Below are 17,722 nucleotides of genomic sequence, written 5' to 3'. Positions count from 1 at the left end.
AGCGTAACAACGACGTCGGTCGAATCGACAGGTCCGTTCATCGAACGCTCTAGTCCCATTCATCTTTCTGGACATCGACACTCAGTCATCAGGCCAGCAACCCTCGCGTTCGCGGCGTGGGTCGCGGTCGATGACCCACCTGGCGGACCCGTGTCGGCCGCCGTCCTGTCACGAGTGCCTCCCCCGTTCGGCTGATGTCGGTGATCGGTCGTCCGCCTAAGGTTTCTGACCAATCTGTGGATCATCCGTCACGCCCTGTCGACCTTCGGGGTGCGGATGGCCCCCATCCACTCCTCACCGATCAGGGAGACGACTTGAGGATCACCCTGGTACGTCAACCGCGCGACGGGTCACGAAACCGTCGGTCGCGTGGTGGGCGGATCGCAACCCTACTGGCGGCCGCGCTGGTAGCTGCGACGCTGCCGGTGCTGGCGGCGCCGGTGGCGGCCAGCGCGGCCCCGTCCGGACAGGGCCCGTGGCACAAGGTGGACGGCAAGCCGGCGTCGGCCGGCCGCAAGGCCACCGTGAACGCCAAGCGGCTCGCCGCGTACACCCTGGACCGGGGCACGCTGAAGAGCGCCCTCGACAAGGCCCCGCGGGAGCGCGTGAAGGCCCTGCGCCAGCAGCACCAGGTGGTGTCGCTGCCCGCGCCGGACGGCACCTTCCAGCGCTTCGAGCTGGTGGAGTCGCCGGTGATGGAAGCCGGCCTGGCCGCGGCGCACCCGGAGATCACCACGTACGCGGGCAAGGGCCTGGACGACACGAGCGCGACGATCCGGGCGGACCTCACTCCGCTCGGCTTCCACGCCTCGGTCCGCTCCGCCTCCGGCGCGTGGTACATCGACCCCTACTACCACCTCGACCAGAGCCTGTACGCGAGCTACTTCGGTCGGGACCTGGCGAACCCGCACGGTGACCTGGTCGAGCGGGAGGACGTCAGCGAGGCGGCCCACGCCCTCGAGGACGAGGTCGCGACGGCCCAGGCCGAGGTGCCGGCCGGCCCGCTGGTGAAGCTGCGCACCTACCGGGTCGCGCTGGTCACCGACCCCTCCTACGCCAACTTCTTCGGCGCGGAGAACGTCACCGCGGCCAAGGTCACGCTGATGAACCGGGTGACCCAGATCTACGAGGACGAGACCGCCATCCGGCTCGTGCTGATCAACGACACCGACAAGACCAACCTCAACACCCCGGCGCTGGCCACCGGGGCGAACGGTCCGTGCGGTGCGGCGGCCTGCTTCACGGCGGCGCAGATCAGCTCCTGCGGCAGCAGCACGCTGAGCCGCAACCGGATCGTGCTCGGCCAGCTCGTCGGCGCCAGCAACTACGACGTGGGCCACATCGGCCTCGGCGTCAACGGCGGCGGCATCGCCAGCCTGGGCGTGATCGGCGGCGGCAGCAAGGCGCAGGGCTGCACCGGTCTGCCACAACCGATCGGTGACTTCTATGCCGTGGACTACGTGGCCCACGAGATGGGCCACCAGTTCGCCGGCAACCACACCTTCAACGGCACCCAGCTCAACTGCTCGGGCGGCAACCGGAGCGCGGCCAACTCGTACGAGCCGGGCAGCGGTTCGTCGATCATGGCGTACGCCGGCATCTGCCAGCAGGACAACCTCCAGCCGCACACCGACCCGTACTGGTCGCACCGCAGCTACACCGAGATCACCACGTACGTCACGTCGAACCGTCCGGCCATCAGCGAGGTGCAGACCGCCTCGCTGTACGACTTCGACACCAACGGTGACTCGTTCACGGTCCGCTACAACGGCAACGACTCGGCGCCGATCGTGCGGGGCGGCAACTACACCACTGCCGGCATCAAGGCCGCCATCGAGGGGATCGCCGGCTGGCCGTCTGGCGCGAACGTCACCGTGGCCGCCTTCGGCGGCAGCGGCACCCTGAACGACACCGGCTTCCAGGTGACCTTCGGCGGCACGCTGGCCAACACCAACGTCGCCTCGCTCGAGCTCACCAACTTCTCCGGTGCCTCCGGTTTCGTCGGTGAGACGGCCAAGGGCGGTGCCATCGACAACGGCGGCTTCCTGGTCGAGGACACCGCCAACCACGCGCCGCTGGTCACCGTGCCGGGCAACGTCACCATTCCGGTGCGTACCCCGTTCGCGCTCACCGGTAGCGCCACCGACGTCGACGGCGACACGCTGACCTACCTGTGGGAGCAGAACGACCGGGGCGCCACCGCCGGCACCGCGCTGGTGAACAACACCAAGACCAACGGTCCGCTGTTCCGGGTGTTCGGCGAGTCGGCGAACGTGTCGCCGGAGGACACCCTGAAGTACCACTCGCCGGGCCAGAACGCGGTGACCACCAACCCGACCCGGGTCTTCCCGGACATGAAGCAGATCCTGGCGGGCAACACGAACGCCAAGACCGGCGCCTGCCCGGTCGCGCCGCCGGCGCCCACCGTCCTGCCGGCGAACGTCCTCGACTGCTTCTCGGAGTTCCTGCCCACCCGGGACTGGGTTGGCTTCACCAACGACCGGACCATGCACTTCAAGCTCACCGCCCGGGACGGGCGGCTGGGCGGCGGCGGCATCGGCAGCGCCGACGTCGCGGTGGTGCTGGCCCCGAACGCCGGTCCGTTCCTGGTCACCTCGCAGGACTCCGCCGCCGTTCTCAACGGTGGCTCGAGCCAGGCGGTCACCTGGGACGTGGCCGGCACCGACGCGGCGCCGGTCAACGCCAGCCAGGTGAAGATCTCGCTGTCCACCGACGGCGGGGCGACCTTCCCGTACGTGCTGGCCGAGAGCACCCCGAACAACGGCAGCGCGACGGTGAACCTGCCCAACGTGGCGACGAAGCAGGCCCGGATCAAGATCGAGGCGATCGGCAACATCTTCTTCGATGTCAACGACGCCGACTTCACCATCCGGTCCGCTCCGGAGGTCACCAACGACGCCCCGGCCGGCGGGGCCAGCGCCCAGTACAGCGACGCGCTCGCGCCGACCGTCACCGTCACGGCGACCGACGGCGACACCGCCGGCGCCGCGCTGACCGCGTCCGCCGCGGGCCTGCCCGCCGGCCTGTCCCTGGCCGTGGCGAACACCTCCGGGACGGACACCCTCCCCGGCGCCCGGAGCTGGACGGTCACCGGTACCACCACGGCGGCGCCGGGTACCTACCCGGTCACCGTGACGGTCACCGATGACGCCGGGCTGGTCGGCAGCACCTCCTTCACCGTCAAGGTGACCGCCGAGGACGCGGCGGCGACCTGGGCCGGCGACACGCTGGTGACCACCGCGACCAGCGGTGCCTCCGGCAAGGCCCTGCTGCGGGCCGTCGTCCAGGACAGCTCGGTGCTGCCCTCGGCGACGGACACCACCGCGGGTGACATCCGCAACGCCACGGTCACCTTCACCGAGGGTGGCGTGACGCTCTGCACCGGCAGGCTGGAACTGCTCGGCGCGGCGGACACGAGCGCCTCCGCGGCGTGCGAGGCCACCCTCTCGGAGGGCACGCACACCGTCACCGCGACGGTCGGTGGCTACTACACCGGCAGCACCACCGCGCAGGTGACGGTCGCCGTCACCGACGGCGGGTTCCTCACCGGTGACGGCGAGATCACCGCCACCGGCTCGGCGGGGGCGTACCCGGCTGACGCGAACTCGAAGGTCGCGGTGAACCTGACCGGGAAGCCCGCCACGGCCAAAAAGGCCGCCTCGGGCGGGGCCGAGATCGCGTTCCGCTCCGGCGGAAAGTCCTACACGATCAAGGCGTCCACCGTCGACGGGCTCGGGATCACCTCGGCCGGCAAGGTCGCGCAGGTGCGCTACCAGGCCAGCCTGTACGACAGCAACGGCAAGCTGGTGGCCAGCGGTCTGACGCTGGCGGTGACGGTGACCGAGCGGGGTGCTCCCGGCCGGGACGACACCGTCGCGGTCACCCTGTGGAAGGGCGGCGCCCTGCTCTTCTCGTCCAGCTGGACGGGGAACGGGACCGCCGAGGTCAACCTGACGAGTGGCAACCTCACCGTCCACTGACCTACCCGTAGCGCGGGAGGACGCCGATCACGGTGTCCTCCCGCGTTCCATTTCCCGCCGTGCCCAGACGATCTCCGATGGCGTACCGTCGTGCCATGACCAGCCGACCCGCCGCCGGGGGCGGCCGGTGGGTCGAGGTCGACCCGACCCGCGTCGCCCGCTGGGTCGAAGGCTTCGCCGACCGGCACGGTCCGCCCACCACCACCGTCCAGGAGTACGGCCTGCTGCTCGCCGCCCCGGACGGTGCGACCGCCGAGCTGCACACCCCGCCCGGTGCGCCGCCGAGCGCCGACGTACCCGGGTTCGTGGCCGCCGCCGGCGCGTCCCGACGGCTCGGCCTGCTGCTCGCCCGCAAGGGCGCGGTGGCGGTCGGCGTCGCCGAGGGAACCGAGCTGACAGTCTCCAAGGTGGACACCCGGTATGTGCAGGGGCGCACCGCCGCAGGCGGATGGTCGCAGCAGCGGTTCGCCCGGCGGCGGGACAACCAGGCGAAGGCGGCGCTGGGCGACGCGGCCGAGCTGGCCGTACGGCTGCTGCTGCCGGAGGCGGCGGCCCTGGCCGCCCTGGTCTGCGGTGGTGACCGTCGGGCGGTGGACACCGTGCTGACCGACCGGCGGCTGGCCCCGCTCGCCGCGCTGCGCGCCGAGCGGCTGCTCGACGTGCCGGAGCCCCGTCACGCCGTACTGGTCGGCGCGGTGGCCGCCGCCCGCGCGGTGCAGATCCTGGTCCGCGACCCGGACCGCGACTGACGCGACCGTGCTTCCCGCGTGCCCGCCCGCCCGCGATCGCGCTCGACGGCCCGTCGACGGAACGTGACCGCCCCGCCGACTCCGGCTGACGATACGCAGCGTGACTGTCACGTGTTGTCGACGGTGGGCAGGTCGGCCCGCCCGAGGCGGCTGACCAGGTCTTTGCTCTCCTGAACCCGGAGCGGGCGTCCCCACCCCGGCCCCGCTTTGCTCTGCAGCCGGATACGCAGCGGAAACGGTGGGTGAGTGCTGCGTCTGTGGCTGCAGAGCAAAGGGGGCGCACGGGTCGATGTGCTCACCGCAGAATGTGACGTTAGGTAACGGGTCGCACGGGTTGGTTGTCAGCTGTCCGCCGAGGACGGGCTGGATCGACGGAATCGGCTGATGGGGGTCAGGGGTGGATCCGGTCGAGGAACTCGTCCTGGTGGTCGGCGAGGCGGGTCGCGAGCGGCAGTGGGGTGAAACGACAGGCGAACCGCAGCCCGTCGTCCTTGCCGTCCCCGGCGACCCGGTGCGTCCACCCGCCGGCCGGCCCGCCGGCCAACCGGAGCTGGACGTACGTTGTGCGCCGGGCCCGGCCGTCGAGGTGGTCGAAGACCAGCAGTTCGGGGCTGGCCGCCGCGAGCCGGATGACGTACGCGGCGACCCGGATCCGGGGTGGGACTGCCTCCATCCGGTCATCCTGCGGCGTCAGCGGGTGCTGCCGAAGGTGTCGCAGGACTTCGGGTCGCCGGTGGAGTAGCCCTGGGTGAACCACTGCCGGCGCTGGGCGGAGGTGCCGTGGGTGAACTCGTCCGGGTTCACCGGCCGGCCGGCCCGCTTCTGGATCGCGTCGTCGCCGATCTTCTCGGCGGTGTCGATCGCCTGCTGGATGTCCTGCTCGGTGATGCCCTTGAAGATCTTCTGGCCCCCCTCGTCCGAGGTGCCGGTGGCGTTCTTCGCCCAGGCACCGGCATAGCAGTCGGCCTGAAGCTCCAGCTTCACCGACAGCTCGTTGGCGTTGGCCGGATCGCGCTGCTGCTGGCGGCGCATCTGCGCCTCGGTGCCGAGCAGATCCTGCACGTGGTGGCCGTACTCGTGGGCCAGCACGTAGGGCTGGGCGAACTCGCCCGGCGCGCCGAGCTGGTCGGCGAGGAGGCGGTAGAAGGTGAGATCGATGTAGACCAGGTCGTCGGCCGGGCAGTAGAACGGCCCGACGCCGGAGTCGGCCTGCCCGCAGCCGGTGTTGACGTTCTGGCTGAAGAAGACGGTCTTGGAGGGCTGGTACTGCTCGCCGAAGACCTCCGGCATGGCGGTACGCCAGTACGCCTGGATCGAGTTGACGTAGAGGGTGTTGCGGCAGTCGAGCTGCTTGAGCGCGTCCTGCGCCGAGCACCGCTGCTCCAGGGCGGTGTTGTCACCCTGCTCGGAGCCGCCGCCGTTCATCGCGTTGAGGCCGAAACCGCCACCCACCAGGGCGACGAGGACGGCGATGATGATGCCGACGATTCCGCCCCGGCCACCGCCGATCGGGATCGGGATGCCGATGCCGCCGCCTCCGCCGGACCCTCGCCGGTCATCCACCTGGCTGGTGTCGATCCGTGCGTTCTCGTTCAGCTCCATGTTGACCCCGATCACCGATGTATGCCCGTGTGAGGTGGTTGCGGTACCGGACGGGTCCGGACGGCGTTTCCGGTACCCGATGATCTTGCACGGTAATCCGGCGGAACGAGAATGGCACGCCCGGTACACTTGCTGCCGTGCTGCGCTGCGAAGGCTGAACGGCCCCGCGCCGACGGGAACTGATGACCCGCCGGCGCTTTCGCGTGCCCTGAGTCAGCCCTTCCGGAACCCGAGAGCGAGTACCTCGAAATGATCACTGCCACCGGCCTGGAGTTGCGCGCCGGTTCCCGGATCCTGCTGTCCGACACCACGTTGCGGGTGCAGCCGGGCGACCGGATCGGCCTGGTCGGCCGCAACGGCGCCGGCAAGACCACCACGCTGAAGGTGCTGGCGGGGGAGGGGCAGCCGTACGCCGGGCAGCTCGACCGGCGCAGCGCGATCGGCTACCTGCCGCAGGACCCGCGTACCGGCGACCTGGACGTCACCGGGCGGGACCGGGTGCTCTCCGCCCGCGGTCTGGACGTGCTGATGGCGCAGATGAAGGAGCTGGAGGCCAAGCTCGCCGAGGGCGCGGAGGACGAGCGCCTGGTCCGGCGCTACGGCGCGCTGGAGGACCAGTTCGCCTCCCTCGGCGGGTACGCGGCCGAGGCCGAGGCGGCCCGGATCTGCGCCAACCTCGGCCTGCCCGACCGGGCCCTGGCCCAGACCATCGGCACCCTCTCCGGCGGTCAGCGTCGGCGCATCGAGCTGGCCCGGATCCTGTTCCGCGACGCCGGGGAGAACGGCGGCGGCATCCTGCTGCTCGACGAGCCGACCAACCACCTCGACGCCGACTCGATCACCTGGCTGCGTGGCTTCCTCGCCAACCACAAGGGCGGTCTGATCGTGATCTCCCACGACGCGTCGCTGTTGGAGGCGGTGGTCAACAAGGTCTGGTTCCTCGACGCCACCCGCTCGGTGGTGGACGTCTACAACCTGGGCTGGAAGGCGTACCTGGAGGCGCGGGAGACCGACGAGCGGCGCCGCCGCCGGGAGCGGGCCAACGCCGAGAAGAAGGCCGGCGCGCTGATGGCCCAGGCGGACAAGATGCGGGCCAAGGCCACCAAGACCGTCGCCGCGCAGAACATGGCCCGCCGGGCCGAGAAGCTGCTGGCCGGCCTGGACGAGGTGCGCGTCGCCGACAGGGTGGCGAAGGTGCGCTTCCCCACCCCGGCGCCGTGCGGCAAGACCCCGCTCACCGCCGCCGGCCTGTCCAAGTCCTACGGCTCGCTGGAGATCTTCACCGACGTCAACGTGGCGGTGGACCGGGGCTCCCGGGTGGCCATCCTCGGCCTCAACGGCGCCGGCAAGACCACCCTGCTGCGGATGCTCGGCGGCCTGCTCGATCCGGACACCGGCGAGGTGCGCCCCGGGCACGGGCTGCGGCTCGGCTACTACGCCCAGGAGCACGAGACCCTGGACGTGGAGCGGACCATCCTGGAGCACATGCGCAGCGCCGCGCCGGAGCAGACCGACACCGACCTGCGCAAGATCCTCGGCGCGTTCCTGTTCTCCGGCGAGGACGTCGACAAGCCGGCCGGGGTGCTCTCCGGTGGCGAGAAGACCCGGCTGGCCCTGGCCACGCTGGTCTGCTCGGGCGCGAACGTGCTGCTGCTGGACGAGCCGACGAACAACCTCGACCCGGTCAGCCGTGAGCAGGTGCTCGACGCGATCGCCCGCTACCCGGGGGCGATCGTGCTGGTCACCCACGACCCGGGCGCGGTGACGGCGCTCAAGCCCGACCGCGCCATCCTGCTCCCCGACGGCGACGAGGACGCCTGGAGCGACGACCTCCTCGAGCTGGTCGAACTCGCCTGACGGCACCGATTCCCACATGCTGGCCGGCCGCGTAGGGTCCACCGCCCGGTCGGCCCGTCATGATCCGCCTGGGCGGACCGGCCTGGCCCTTCGGGGAGGATCACGCTATCGGGAAGCTGACATTGCATAGCGTGTCGGTTGGCGAAGAGTTGATATCTGGCGCATGATCGTTCGAGGCGGTCTAATAGGTGGGACCGTATCCGAACCGCACAGTCTGGGACGTGAGGAATCAGCATGGCAGCCACCGGCACAGCCACCAGCACTGAGAAGGGTCGCCGGATCGTCGGAGCCGAGCGTCAGACGCTCGCCAAGGACCTGGTAAAGCGGTACACCTCGGGTGAGAGCATCCGTGCGCTCGCGGCCTCGACCGGCCGGTCCTACGGGTTCATCCACCGGGTGCTTACCGAGTCCGGGGTGCAGCTGCGTCAGCGCGGCGGTGCCCGGCGCCGCAAGAAGGCGTGACCCGCCCACCAGCGTCGTCCATCAGCGTTGTGCCCCGAGCGGTCCGGTGACCGCCGAGACAGCCGGGGTACGACTCGACTGCGACGGGCCGGTAGCGACGGTCACGTTGTGCCGGCCCGACGTGCTCAACGCGCAGACCCCGGCGATGTGGCGCGCGTTGAGCGACTTCTCCCGGGATCTGCCCGGCGACGTACGGGTGGTCGTGGTGCGCGGCGAGGGGCGAGCCTTCTCCGCCGGCCTCGACCTGTCCGTGGCCGGTGCCTCCGGCCCGGGCTCGTTCGCCGAGCTTGCCACCCTGCCTGAGCAGGAATGCGCCGACCGGATCGCGGAATTCCAGGCCGGCTTCACCTGGCTGCACCGGCCCGACGTGATTTCCGTCGCCGCCGTGCAGGGGCACGCGATCGGTGCCGGGTTCCAGCTCGCCCTCGCCTGCGACCTGCGGGTGCTCGCCGAGGACGCCAGGCTCTCCATGGCCGAGGTGACCCTCGGTCTGGTCCCCGACCTCGCCGGCACCAAGCGCCTCGTCGAGCTGGTCGGCTATTCCCGCGCTCTGGAGATCTGCGCCACCGGCCGCCGGATGGACGCCGCCGAGGCGGACCGGATCGGGCTGGCCACCCTCGTGGTGCCGAACCCCGAGCTGGACGCCGCGGTGCGGGACCTGACCGCCGGCCTGCTGGCCAACAACCGCGATGCGATCGTCGAGATCAAGGCGCTGCTCGCCGGCGCGGCCGGGCGTACCCACGCGGAGCAGCAGCGGGCCGAGCGCGAGGCGCAGACCCGCCGGCTGCGCGATCTGGCCGGGCGGGGAGAATAGTAAGGGCCGTTCGGGAAGATCGGGGTTACTCGCGAGGTTGTCGTAGTCGTCGGGAGAATTGACCCGACGGTCCACGGCTGCGCGACGACCCGGAGGTGACGAGTGTCCAACCCGATGGCCGGTGGCGGCATGCACGGCTGGAGCATGCTCCGGTCGATGCGCAACCAGGACGAGGTCGCCACCCACCAGCTCAAGCGCGGCACCGCCAAGCGGATCATCGCGTTCGCCCGGCCCTACCGGCGCGACATCATCATCTTCCTGATCACCGTGGTGATCGCCGCGGTGATCGGGGTGGCCACGCCGCTGCTCGCCGGTGACGTGATCGACGCGATCGCCGGCGGCGGGCCGGAAGCCGGCTCGACGGTGGTCCGGCTGGCCCTGGTCATCGCCGCGCTGGCCGTCGCCGACGCGCTCTTCTCGCTGGCCCAGCGCTGGTATTCGGCGCGGATCGGCGAGGGCATCATCCTCGACCTGCGGACCCGGGTCTACGACCACGTCCAGCGAATGCCGCTGCAGTTCTTCACCCGCACCCAGACCGGGGCGCTGGTGAGCCGGCTCAACAACGACGTGCTCGGCGCCCAGCGTGCGTTCACCTCGACGCTGTCCGGCGTGGTCAGCAACGTCATCCAACTGGTGCTCACCGCCGCCGCGATGCTCGTCCTGTCCTGGCAGATCACCGTGCTGGCGCTGGTGCTGCTGCCGATCTTCATCATCCCGGCCCGTCGGGTCGGCCGGCGGCTCGCCGAGATCACCCGCGAGTCGTACAACCTCGACGCGAAGATGAACGCGACGATGACCGAGCGGTTCGGCGTCGCCGGCGCCCTGCTGGTCAAGCTCTTCGGGTCGCCCGAGGTGGAGGCACGCCGGTTCGCCGGCCGCGCCGAGCGGGTCCGCGACATCGGCATCCAGTCCGCGATGTACTCGCGGACCTTCTTCGTGGCGATGCTGCTGGTCGCCTCCCTCGCCCAGGCGCTGACGTACGGCCTCGGCGGTTGGCTCGCCGTCGCCGGCGCGGTCAGCGCGGGCACCGTGGTCAAGCTCGCGCTGCTGCTCACCCGCCTGTACGGCCCGCTCACCGCGCTCTCCAACGTCCGGGTCGACGTGATGAGCGCGCTGGTCTCCTTCGACCGGGTCTTCGAGGTGCTCGACCTGCGCCCGGGCATCGAGGAGAAGCCCGAGGCGGTGCCGGTGCCCCGGGGCAGCGGCCGGGTGGAGTTCCGTGACGTGCGGTTCCGCTACCCGAGCGCCGCCGAGGTGTCGCTGGCCTCGCTGGAGGAGGTCGCCGCGCTGGACCGTACGGTCAACGAGCCGGTGCTCAAGGGCGTCTCGTTCGGTGTCGAACCCGGGCAGATGGTGGCCCTGGTCGGCCCCTCCGGCGCCGGCAAGTCGACGCTGTCCATGCTGATCTCCCGGATCTACGACGTCAGTGACGGCCAGGTGCTGGTCGGCGGCGTCGACGTCCGGGACGCCACCCTGGCCTCGCTGCGTGACGAGATCGGCGTGGTCACCCAGGACTCCCACCTGTTCCACGAGACCATCCGGGAGAACCTGCGCTACGCCAAGCCGGACGCCACCGACGACGAGATCTGGGCCGCCCTGGCCGGTGCGCAGGTGGCCGACCTGGTGCGCGCCCTGCCCGACGGGCTGGACACCACTGTCGGCGAGCGTGGCTACCGCTTCTCCGGCGGCGAGAAGCAACGCATCGCCATCGCCCGGCTGCTGCTCAAGGCCCCGTCGATCGTGATCCTCGACGAGGCCACCGCGCACCTGGACTCGGAGAGCGAGGCGGCGGTGCAGCGGGCGTTGTCCGTGGCGCTGACCGGGCGTACCGCGCTGGTGATCGCGCACCGGCTCTCCACCGTCCGGGACGCCGACCAGATCCTCGTCCTCGACGAGGGGCGGATCGTCGAGCGCGGCCGGCACGAGGAGCTGGTCGCCGTCGGCGGCCTCTACGCCGAGCTCTACCGCACCCAGTTCGCGGTGGCCGACTCGCCGGCGCCGTACGCCGAGGCGGACCAGCCGGAGCCGGTGGTCTCCACCGTGCCGCTCGGCACGTACGTCGCGCAGGAGGCGATGCCGCCCGCGGCGGCCAACTAGGCGGTCGTCGCGGCGCGCAGCTCCGCGAAGGCGGCGCCGAGCGTCTCCGGCGTGAAGTGCGCGTTCAGGCCGCTCGGGTTGGGCAGCACCCAGAGCCGGGCGCCGTCGAGCGGCTCCGGCTGCGGGCCGAAGCCGGCCTTCGGCCGGGCGAAGCCGATCCGGTACGCGGTCACCCCGACCACCGCCACCCAGTGCGGCCGGTACCGCTCGACCTTGCCGGTCAGCTCCGCCGCGCCGGCCACCAGCTCCTCGGCGGTCAGCTCGTCGGCGCGGGCGCTCGCCCGGGCCACCATGTTGGTGATGCCCAGGCCGAGCCCCGGCAGCTCGTCCTGCTCGCTCGGCTGCAGCTGGCGGGGCGTGAAGCCGCCCCGGTGCAGGGCCGGCCAGAACCGGTTGCCCGGCCGGGCGAAGTGCCAGCCGGTCGCCGCCGACCACAGCCCCGGGTTGATGCCGACGAAGAGCACGTCCAGCCCGGGGGCGATCACGTCCGGGAGCAGCTTGTCGGCCGCCGCCGCCAGCTCCTCCCTCGTGGGCCGGGGATACCGCCGCGTCGCGTCGGGCCGGGCGTCCGCGCCCCGGGGTCGGTCGCTCACCGGCCTGCCGTCACAGGCCGCGCAGCGCGCCGCCGTCGACCGGCACGGTCACCCCGGTGACGTAGCTGGCGGCGGGGGAGAGCAGGAAGGCGGCCACCCGGCCGAACTCGGCCGGCTCGCCGAACCGGCGCAGCGGGATACCCGCCTCCGCCTCGGCCCGGGCGCGCTCCGGGTTGCCGCTGGCCGCCAGGAGTTCCTTGTTCCGGTCGGTCATGATCCGCCCCGGCAGCAGGGAGACCACCCGCACCCCGCGCGGCCCGTACTCGTCGGCGATGTCCTTGGCCACGCCGGCCAGGCCGGGACGCAGGCCGTTGGAGATGCCGAGCCCGGGCAGTGGGCTTCGCGCCGAGGTGGAGAGGACCAGCCCGATCACGCCGCCGTCGGTGAGGGCGGCGGCGACCTTACGGGCGGTGCGGACGCTGCCCAGGAAGATCGTCTCGAAGGATTCCCGCCACTGTTCGTCGGTGATCCGGGCGGCGCTGCCCGGCGGTGGCCCGCCCACCGAGATCAGCGCCCCGTCGAGCCGGCCGAACCGCTCGCACGCCGCCGCGACCAACCGCTCCGGGGCGTCGGGATCGGTCAGGTCCGCCGTCATCCCGAGCGCCCGCTGCGGCCCGCCGAGCGCCTCGACCGCCTCGGTCACCCGCTCTGGGGTGCGGGCCGCGATCACCACCCGGGCACCGTCGGCGACGAGCTGTTCGGCGGTGGCGAAGCCGAGGCCGCGGGTGGCCCCGGTGAGCACGTACACCCGGTCGGCGAGTCCGAGATCCATGGGCCCGATCCTGCCGTACCCGGGGACACCGTGCCAGCGAAGGTCAGCGGCGGGCCGGGCGGAGCAGGCGTACCCGACCGGCGAGCTGCACCGCGACGGCGCCGCCGGCCCGCGCGACGGCCGGCAGCCGGCGCGGGCGGGGCGGGGTGCGGCCGTCGTAGCGGGCGGCGGCCTCCCGGGTGACCAGCTCCTCCGCGCCCAGCGGCGGCAGCGTGCCGCGATCGCGAAGGTCCCGGGCCAGGTCCCAGCCGTCGCGCATCGACCCGTTGGTCGGCCGGGCCGCCGCCCAGCCGGCGAACGTGCTGGCCCATGCGGCGCCCAGGCCGGCGGCGAGCAGCGGCCAGTGTCGGGCCACGTCGCCGGCGCGCTTGCGGAGCAGCGCGCGGCGGGCCGCCGCCACCGGCCCGGGGGCGAACCCGGGCGGGAGCGGTGCACCGGCGACCAGCGCCGCCACCAGCCCTGCCTGCCGTGCGGCCAGCCCGTCCCCCCAGGCAGCCGGGGCGGCACGGGACGGGGGCGGCCCGGCGGCCGGGGGAGCGGCGGGCGACGGCGCGCCTCGGGCGGCCGGGCCGGACGCGGCGGTGTGGTCGCGGCCGGCGGCGGGGCGAACGGGGCCGGTCACGTGATCACCGGGTACCCGGAGGCGGCGGCGAGCGCGTCCAGCTCGCCGCGGAATTCGGCGGCGGGTGGGTAGCGGCCGTCGCGTTCCAGCAGCAGCGCCGGCGGCCGGTGCCGGACGCACAGCTCACCGACCAGGTCGAGCACCGCGGCGGGGATCGGGTCGGTGTGCGTGTCGTGGTAGAAGCCGTCCTGCTCGGCCCCGCCGGCCACGTGCGCGTAGGCGACCCGGTCCAGCGGCAGCCGGTCCAGCAGGGCGAGGGGGTCCTCGCCCCGGTTGCGGGCGTTGGCATGCACGTTGGCGACGTCGAGCAGCAGCAGCGCCCCGGTGGCGTCGAGGATCTCGGTGAGGAAGTCCGCCTCGTCCAGCTCGTCGTCCGGCCAGTCGAAGAGCGCGGCGATCGGTTCCAGCGCGAGCGGCACCGGCAGCTCGACCTGGGTCCGCCGGACGTTCGCCACCACCGCGGCGACCGTCTCCCGGCTGCGTGACAGCGGCAGCAGGTGGCCGGCCTCGAGCCCGCCGGCCCGGACGAACGCGATGTGCTCGCTGACCAGCGGCGCGTCCACCGCCGCTGCCACCCCGGCCAGGTGCGCCACCCGGGCCGGGTCGACCGGTTCCGCGCCGCCGAGCGACAGCTTCACCCCGTGGGGTACGACGGTGACCCCGCGCTCGCGCAGCTCGGTGAGGCCGTCGGGGAGCGGCCCGGCCGGGGCGACGGTCTCCGCCACCACCTCGACGAAGCGCAGCCCGGGCAGGCCGGCCACGAAACCGGCGATCTCCGGTCGCCAGCCGATGCCGACCCCGTGCGGCCCGGCCGACGGCGAAAAGGCCGGGTCCGGCGCCGGGCCCGTCATCCGCCGCACCCGCCACCACCACCGCAGCCGCCGCCCCCGCAGGAGCTTCCCCCACTGCCACAGGAACCGCCCCCGCCACCCGACGATCCGCTGTAGCCGGAGGAGGAGCCGCTGGCCGCCACAGCCTGGTACTTGGCCTGGGCCTGCTGGGCGAACTCCGCGTCGAGCACCCAGAGCGACGCGGTGCCGAAGAGCGCCACCCCCATCGCGGCCTCCGTACTGCCGTAGGTGGTGTACGCGGGGCGGGCGGCGGGGGAGAGGTACTTGTGCTTCTCCCGCAGGCCCTTCAGGGCGAGCTGCCCGGCGCGCGTGCCCTTCGGGAGTGGCCACAATGCGGCCAGCAGCACGGCGAGTGCCAGCACGCTGAGGATCAGGTATCCCGTCGGGTGATCGGCCGACAGCCCGGCCACGATCCGAACCAGGCCGATCAGCAGCAGCACCGCCAGGGCCAGCACCCCGGCCCGGGCGACCCGGCGATGTACCCGGCCGACGAGCAGCCCCCGCTGTTCGAGGCTCTGCCGTAGCCCGGCCACTGCCTTCGCGACCTGAGGGTCGATGCGCAGGTCGCGGGGGCGTGCCCCTCGGGCGGCGGCCCGGTGGAGGGCCTGCTCCAGCGACGTCATCCCGGTGCTCGCGTAGCCCGTCGCCGCCAGCCGCCCTCGGGTGCGTACGCCGACCACGCCGGCCCGACGCAGCGCGGCGAGCGCGGTCCAGATTGCCAGCTGCTCACCTCCGCTGAGGTAGGCCGCCGACTCGGCGTCGACCGGCTCCTTCGGGGTTCTGCCGTGGAGGTTCAGGTAGCGGTGGACTCCGCAGGCGAGGAGGATCACGGCCGCCGCCGTGACGTAAATCGTGAGGAAGACGGGCCCCGGGATGCCCCACGTGTGGCCCGATGACGCCAGCACCGTCATGGCCTGCTCCTAGTGCGAGGGGATCGCGTCCTCATTGTGGAGCAGGCCCGCCAACCCTGACCCCGTCCGTGAACCGAGTTACCGGACCGAGACCTGCCCTGGTCAGTGGCGGCGGACCGCCTCTTCGACCAGGTCGAGCACCCGGCCCAGGTCGCCGGCCGGGCGCCCCATCGCCAGGTGCAGCACCAGCCCGTCGTACGCCAGCTCCAGGAACTGGGCCAGCACGTCGATCGGCACGTCGTCGCGGAGCACCCCGGCCTCGCGCTGGCGGAGCAGCCGCTCCCGGGTGGCCTCGGCGATGGCCGCCGACCGTTCCGCCCAGCGCTTGGCGAACGCCGGGTCGGTACGCAGCCGCCGGGACACCTCCAGCTGGCTGCCGAGCCAGCCCGTGGTGTCCGGGGAGACCGCCCGGGCGAGCAGGTCCCGCATCACCTGGACCAGACCGTTGCGGGCGACCGTCTCCACCATGACCGCCGCGTCGTCCTCGGCAACGGCGAGGAAGAGCGAGTCCTTGTCGCGGAAGTGGTGGAAGATGGCGCCGCGGGAGAGGCCGGTGGCCTCCTCGAGGCGGCGGACGGTGGCGCCCTCGTAGCCGTGCCGGGCGAAACAGGCCCGCGCGGCGGCGAGGATCTCCTGCCGGCGCGCGTCGAGCTGATCCTGGCTTACTCTGGGCACGCACCGATCGTTCCAGGTGGTTCCGACGGATGCAAACCGTACGTACGGCTTGAGATGCGGTTTTTGCATGATCAGCCGGGTGCCGCGCCCCGGTTAGGATCGGCCCATGATCGCGCCCATGCACCCGTTGACCGTGGCCGCCGTGCAGGCCGAGCCGGTTCCCGGCGACGTCGCCGGGAACTCCGTCACCGCCGCCCGCCTCGTCGGTCGGGCCGCCGGCGCCCGCATCGTCGTGCTGCCGGAGCTGTTCCTGCCGGCGTACCACCCGCCGACGCTGGCCGCCGACCCGACCGGCACCGACGTGGCCGCAGAGGCGGACGGCCGGGTCGACGATCCGCGGCTCGACCCGCTGCGGCAGGTCGCCCGGGACGGTGGGACGACCGTGGTGGTGGGCGCGGCGGTCCGGCACCCCGACGGGCGGCGCACCATCTCCTCGCTGGTGGTCGACCCGGCCGGCGCCGTGCGGGCCGCGTACGACAAGCAGCAGCTCTGGGGCGGCGAGCGCGAGCTGTTCGACGCGGGCCGGCGCGGCGCCACCCTGCTGGTCGACGACTGGCGCTTCGGTCTCGGGATCTGCTACGACGGCTGCTTCCCCGAGCACGGCCGGGCCGTCGCCGACGACGGCGCGCACGGCTACCTCTGCCCGAGCGGCTACCTGGCCGGCTCGGAGCACCGGCGGGATCTCTACTACGCCGCCCGAGCCCTGGACAACACCATGTACGTCGTCTTCGCCAACGCGGTCGACGGCGCCGACCCGTGGCGGTTCAACGGCGGCGCCGCGGTGTACGACCCGCAGGGCCGACCGCTCGCGCGGGGCGCCGACACCGGGGCGGACGTGCTGGTGGCGACGCTCGACCCGGCCGTGCTCGCGGCCACCCGGGCGGCGCACACGATGCTCGCCGACCGCCCCGCCGACCCGGGTCTGTCCCGAACCGTGATCCGCGGCTGACGACGCGGGGCCGCCGGGCTCTGTCGGCCGGACGCCTTGGTCCCGTAAGGTTCCCGAGTGCCGTTGCTCCTGCTCGATCTGGACAACACTCTGCTCGACCGGGACGCGCCGTTCCGCGCCTGGGGCGAGCGCTTCCTGGACAGTGTCGGCGCGCCGCCCGCCGACATCGAATGGCTGCTCTCCGTCGACGCGGACGGGCTGACCGACCGGTGGGACGTCGCGGACGCCATCCGGGGCCGGTACGGGCTCAGCGTCCCCGCCATAGACCTGGTGGAGGAGCTGCACGACGGGGTGGTGGCGAACACCCGGCTGGACCCGCTGGTCGCCTGTGCGCTGCGGATCGCCGACGACGCCGGGTGGGTGCCGGTGGTGGTCACCAACGGCGCGGTACGCCAGCAGGACACGAAGATCCGCCGGACCGGACTGGACCGGTACGTCGCCGACTGGGTGATCTCCGAGGAGGCCGGGGTCAGCAAGCCTAACCCGAGGATCTTCGCGCTCGCCGCGCAGCGGGCCCGGATGCCGCTGCGCGGCGCCTGGGTGGTCGGCGACAGCCCGGAGGCGGACATCGGCGGGGCGAGCGCCGTCGGGCTGCCCAGCGTCTGGCTGCACCGGGGGCGCCGCTGGTCGGACACCCGGTTCGCGCCCACCCGTAGCGCCGACGGGCTGATCGCCGCGCTGGCCGCGGTGCTGGCCGGGTGAGCACGGCCACCGCGTGACCGGCTAATTCGGTTGACCCAACCGGGCCGGCCGGTGAGCATGGGGCC

At 72.7% G+C, this 17,722-nt stretch carries 16 protein-coding genes; 8 read left to right on the top strand and 8 right to left on the bottom strand.

Going from position 1 to position 17,722, the window contains the following annotated elements:
- Nucleotides 1-314 precede the first annotated feature (314 nt).
- Together ACNAVT_RS27285 and ACNAVT_RS27280 are read left to right on the top strand one after the other, a co-directional pair.
- The gene (locus ACNAVT_RS27285) at nt 315-4,001 is read left to right on the top strand and encodes a M12 family metallo-peptidase (RefSeq protein WP_416300303.1); all 3,687 of its coding nucleotides are present in this window, start codon (nt 315-317) and stop codon (nt 3,999-4,001) included.
- A gap of 95 nt (nt 4,002-4,096) precedes the next feature.
- Complete coding sequence (locus ACNAVT_RS27280) at nt 4,097-4,750, top strand: acVLRF1 family peptidyl-tRNA hydrolase (protein ID WP_416300302.1); 654 nt, start codon at nt 4,097-4,099, stop codon at nt 4,748-4,750.
- Between the two features lie 391 nt (nt 4,751-5,141).
- On the opposite strand, the gene ACNAVT_RS27275 is transcribed toward ACNAVT_RS27280, so the two are convergent.
- Nucleotides 5,142-5,423: a hypothetical protein gene (locus ACNAVT_RS27275; RefSeq protein WP_416300301.1), complete on the bottom strand. Its 282-nt coding sequence runs from the start codon at nt 5,421-5,423 to the stop codon at nt 5,142-5,144.
- A gap of 17 nt (nt 5,424-5,440) precedes the next feature.
- On the bottom strand, nt 5,441-6,352 hold the full coding sequence (locus tag ACNAVT_RS27270) for a neutral zinc metallopeptidase (RefSeq protein ID WP_416300338.1): 912 nt from the start codon (nt 6,350-6,352) through the stop codon (nt 5,441-5,443).
- Between the two features lie 249 nt (nt 6,353-6,601).
- Here ACNAVT_RS27270 and ACNAVT_RS27265 point away from each other — a divergent pair, with 249 nt between their 5' ends.
- From ACNAVT_RS27265 to ACNAVT_RS27250, 4 genes are all read left to right on the top strand, one after another.
- Nucleotides 6,602-8,209: an ABC-F family ATP-binding cassette domain-containing protein gene (locus ACNAVT_RS27265; protein WP_416300300.1), complete on the top strand. Its 1,608-nt coding sequence runs from the start codon at nt 6,602-6,604 to the stop codon at nt 8,207-8,209.
- 234 nt (nt 8,210-8,443) lie between these two features.
- Complete coding sequence (locus ACNAVT_RS27260; RefSeq protein WP_007462679.1) at nt 8,444-8,671, top strand: helix-turn-helix domain-containing protein; 228 nt, start codon at nt 8,444-8,446, stop codon at nt 8,669-8,671.
- A gap of 46 nt (nt 8,672-8,717) precedes the next feature.
- Nucleotides 8,718-9,485 (top strand): enoyl-CoA hydratase/isomerase family protein, encoded by a 768-nt coding sequence (locus ACNAVT_RS27255; RefSeq protein WP_416300299.1) that lies wholly within the window; start codon nt 8,718-8,720, stop codon nt 9,483-9,485.
- A gap of 114 nt (nt 9,486-9,599) precedes the next feature.
- Nucleotides 9,600-11,582, top strand: a complete 1,983-nt coding sequence (locus ACNAVT_RS27250) for an ABC transporter ATP-binding protein (protein WP_416300337.1) — start codon at nt 9,600-9,602, stop codon at nt 11,580-11,582.
- Here the strand turns inward: ACNAVT_RS27250 and mug are convergent.
- The 6 genes from mug to ACNAVT_RS27220 all read right to left on the bottom strand — a co-directional run bounded on the left by mug (nt 11,579) and on the right by ACNAVT_RS27220 (nt 16,006).
- Entirely contained in the window at nt 11,579-12,175 is a 597-nt protein-coding gene (gene mug / locus ACNAVT_RS27245; RefSeq protein ID WP_416300298.1) for a G/U mismatch-specific DNA glycosylase, read from the bottom strand. The genes ACNAVT_RS27250 and mug overlap by 4 nt on opposite strands.
- Nucleotides 12,176-12,185: 10 nt before the next feature.
- Entirely contained in the window at nt 12,186-12,947 is a 762-nt protein-coding gene (locus ACNAVT_RS27240) for an SDR family oxidoreductase (protein WP_416300297.1), read from the bottom strand.
- Between the two features lie 43 nt (nt 12,948-12,990).
- A complete protein-coding gene (locus ACNAVT_RS27235; RefSeq protein ID WP_416300336.1) occupies nt 12,991-13,425 on the bottom strand; it encodes a hypothetical protein in 435 nt (144 codons plus the stop codon).
- Nucleotides 13,426-13,565: 140 nt separating this feature from the next.
- Nucleotides 13,566-14,420 carry a DUF692 domain-containing protein gene (locus ACNAVT_RS27230; RefSeq protein WP_416300296.1) on the bottom strand — a complete coding sequence of 285 codons (855 nt, stop codon included), beginning with the start codon at nt 14,418-14,420 and terminating at the stop codon, nt 13,566-13,568.
- Entirely contained in the window at nt 14,417-15,331 is a 915-nt protein-coding gene (locus tag ACNAVT_RS27225; protein ID WP_416300294.1) for a TIGR04222 domain-containing membrane protein, read from the bottom strand. The genes ACNAVT_RS27230 and ACNAVT_RS27225 overlap by 4 nt, the downstream gene beginning before the upstream one ends.
- Nucleotides 15,332-15,433: 102 nt before the next feature.
- Nucleotides 15,434-16,006, bottom strand: coding sequence for a TetR/AcrR family transcriptional regulator (locus tag ACNAVT_RS27220; protein ID WP_073837960.1), 573 nt, complete (start codon nt 16,004-16,006; stop codon nt 15,434-15,436).
- A gap of 106 nt (nt 16,007-16,112) precedes the next feature.
- Here ACNAVT_RS27220 and ACNAVT_RS27215 point away from each other — a divergent pair, with 106 nt between their 5' ends.
- Together ACNAVT_RS27215 and ACNAVT_RS27210 are read left to right on the top strand one after the other, a co-directional pair.
- Entirely contained in the window at nt 16,113-16,955 is an 843-nt protein-coding gene (locus tag ACNAVT_RS27215) for a carbon-nitrogen hydrolase family protein (protein WP_416300292.1), read from the top strand.
- Nucleotides 16,956-17,012: 57 nt separating this feature from the next.
- Nucleotides 17,013-17,657, top strand: coding sequence for an HAD family hydrolase (locus ACNAVT_RS27210; protein ID WP_416300290.1), 645 nt, complete (start codon nt 17,013-17,015; stop codon nt 17,655-17,657).
- Nucleotides 17,658-17,722: the final 65 nt, after the last annotated feature.

The organism is Micromonospora sp. SL4-19, from assembly GCF_047921475.1.
GTDB lineage: Bacteria > Actinomycetota > Actinomycetes > Mycobacteriales > Micromonosporaceae > Micromonospora.
This window is presented reverse-complemented; position numbering and strand designations above follow the sequence as displayed.

Excerpts from the sequence above, each read along its gene's own strand:
- ACNAVT_RS27260 (WP_007462679.1), top strand. The coding sequence starts at position 8,444 with ATGGCAGCCACCGGCACAGCCACCAGCACTGAGAAGGGTCGCCGGATC.
- ACNAVT_RS27215 (WP_416300292.1), top strand. The coding sequence starts at position 16,113 with ATGATCGCGCCCATGCACCCGTTGACCGTGGCCGCCGTGCAGGCCGAG.
- ACNAVT_RS27230 (WP_416300296.1), bottom strand. The coding sequence starts at position 14,420 with ATGACGGGCCCGGCGCCGGACCCGGCCTTTTCGCCGTCGGCCGGGCCG.
- ACNAVT_RS27275 (WP_416300301.1), bottom strand. The coding sequence starts at position 5,423 with ATGGAGGCAGTCCCACCCCGGATCCGGGTCGCCGCGTACGTCATCCGG.
- ACNAVT_RS27270 (WP_416300338.1), bottom strand. The coding sequence starts at position 6,352 with ATGGAGCTGAACGAGAACGCACGGATCGACACCAGCCAGGTGGATGAC.
- ACNAVT_RS27265 (WP_416300300.1), top strand. The coding sequence starts at position 6,602 with ATGATCACTGCCACCGGCCTGGAGTTGCGCGCCGGTTCCCGGATCCTG.
- ACNAVT_RS27240 (WP_416300297.1), bottom strand. The coding sequence starts at position 12,947 with ATGGATCTCGGACTCGCCGACCGGGTGTACGTGCTCACCGGGGCCACC.
- ACNAVT_RS27250 (WP_416300337.1), top strand. The coding sequence starts at position 9,600 with ATGGCCGGTGGCGGCATGCACGGCTGGAGCATGCTCCGGTCGATGCGC.
- ACNAVT_RS27280 (WP_416300302.1), top strand. The coding sequence starts at position 4,097 with ATGACCAGCCGACCCGCCGCCGGGGGCGGCCGGTGGGTCGAGGTCGAC.
- ACNAVT_RS27225 (WP_416300294.1), bottom strand. The coding sequence starts at position 15,331 with ATGACGGTGCTGGCGTCATCGGGCCACACGTGGGGCATCCCGGGGCCC.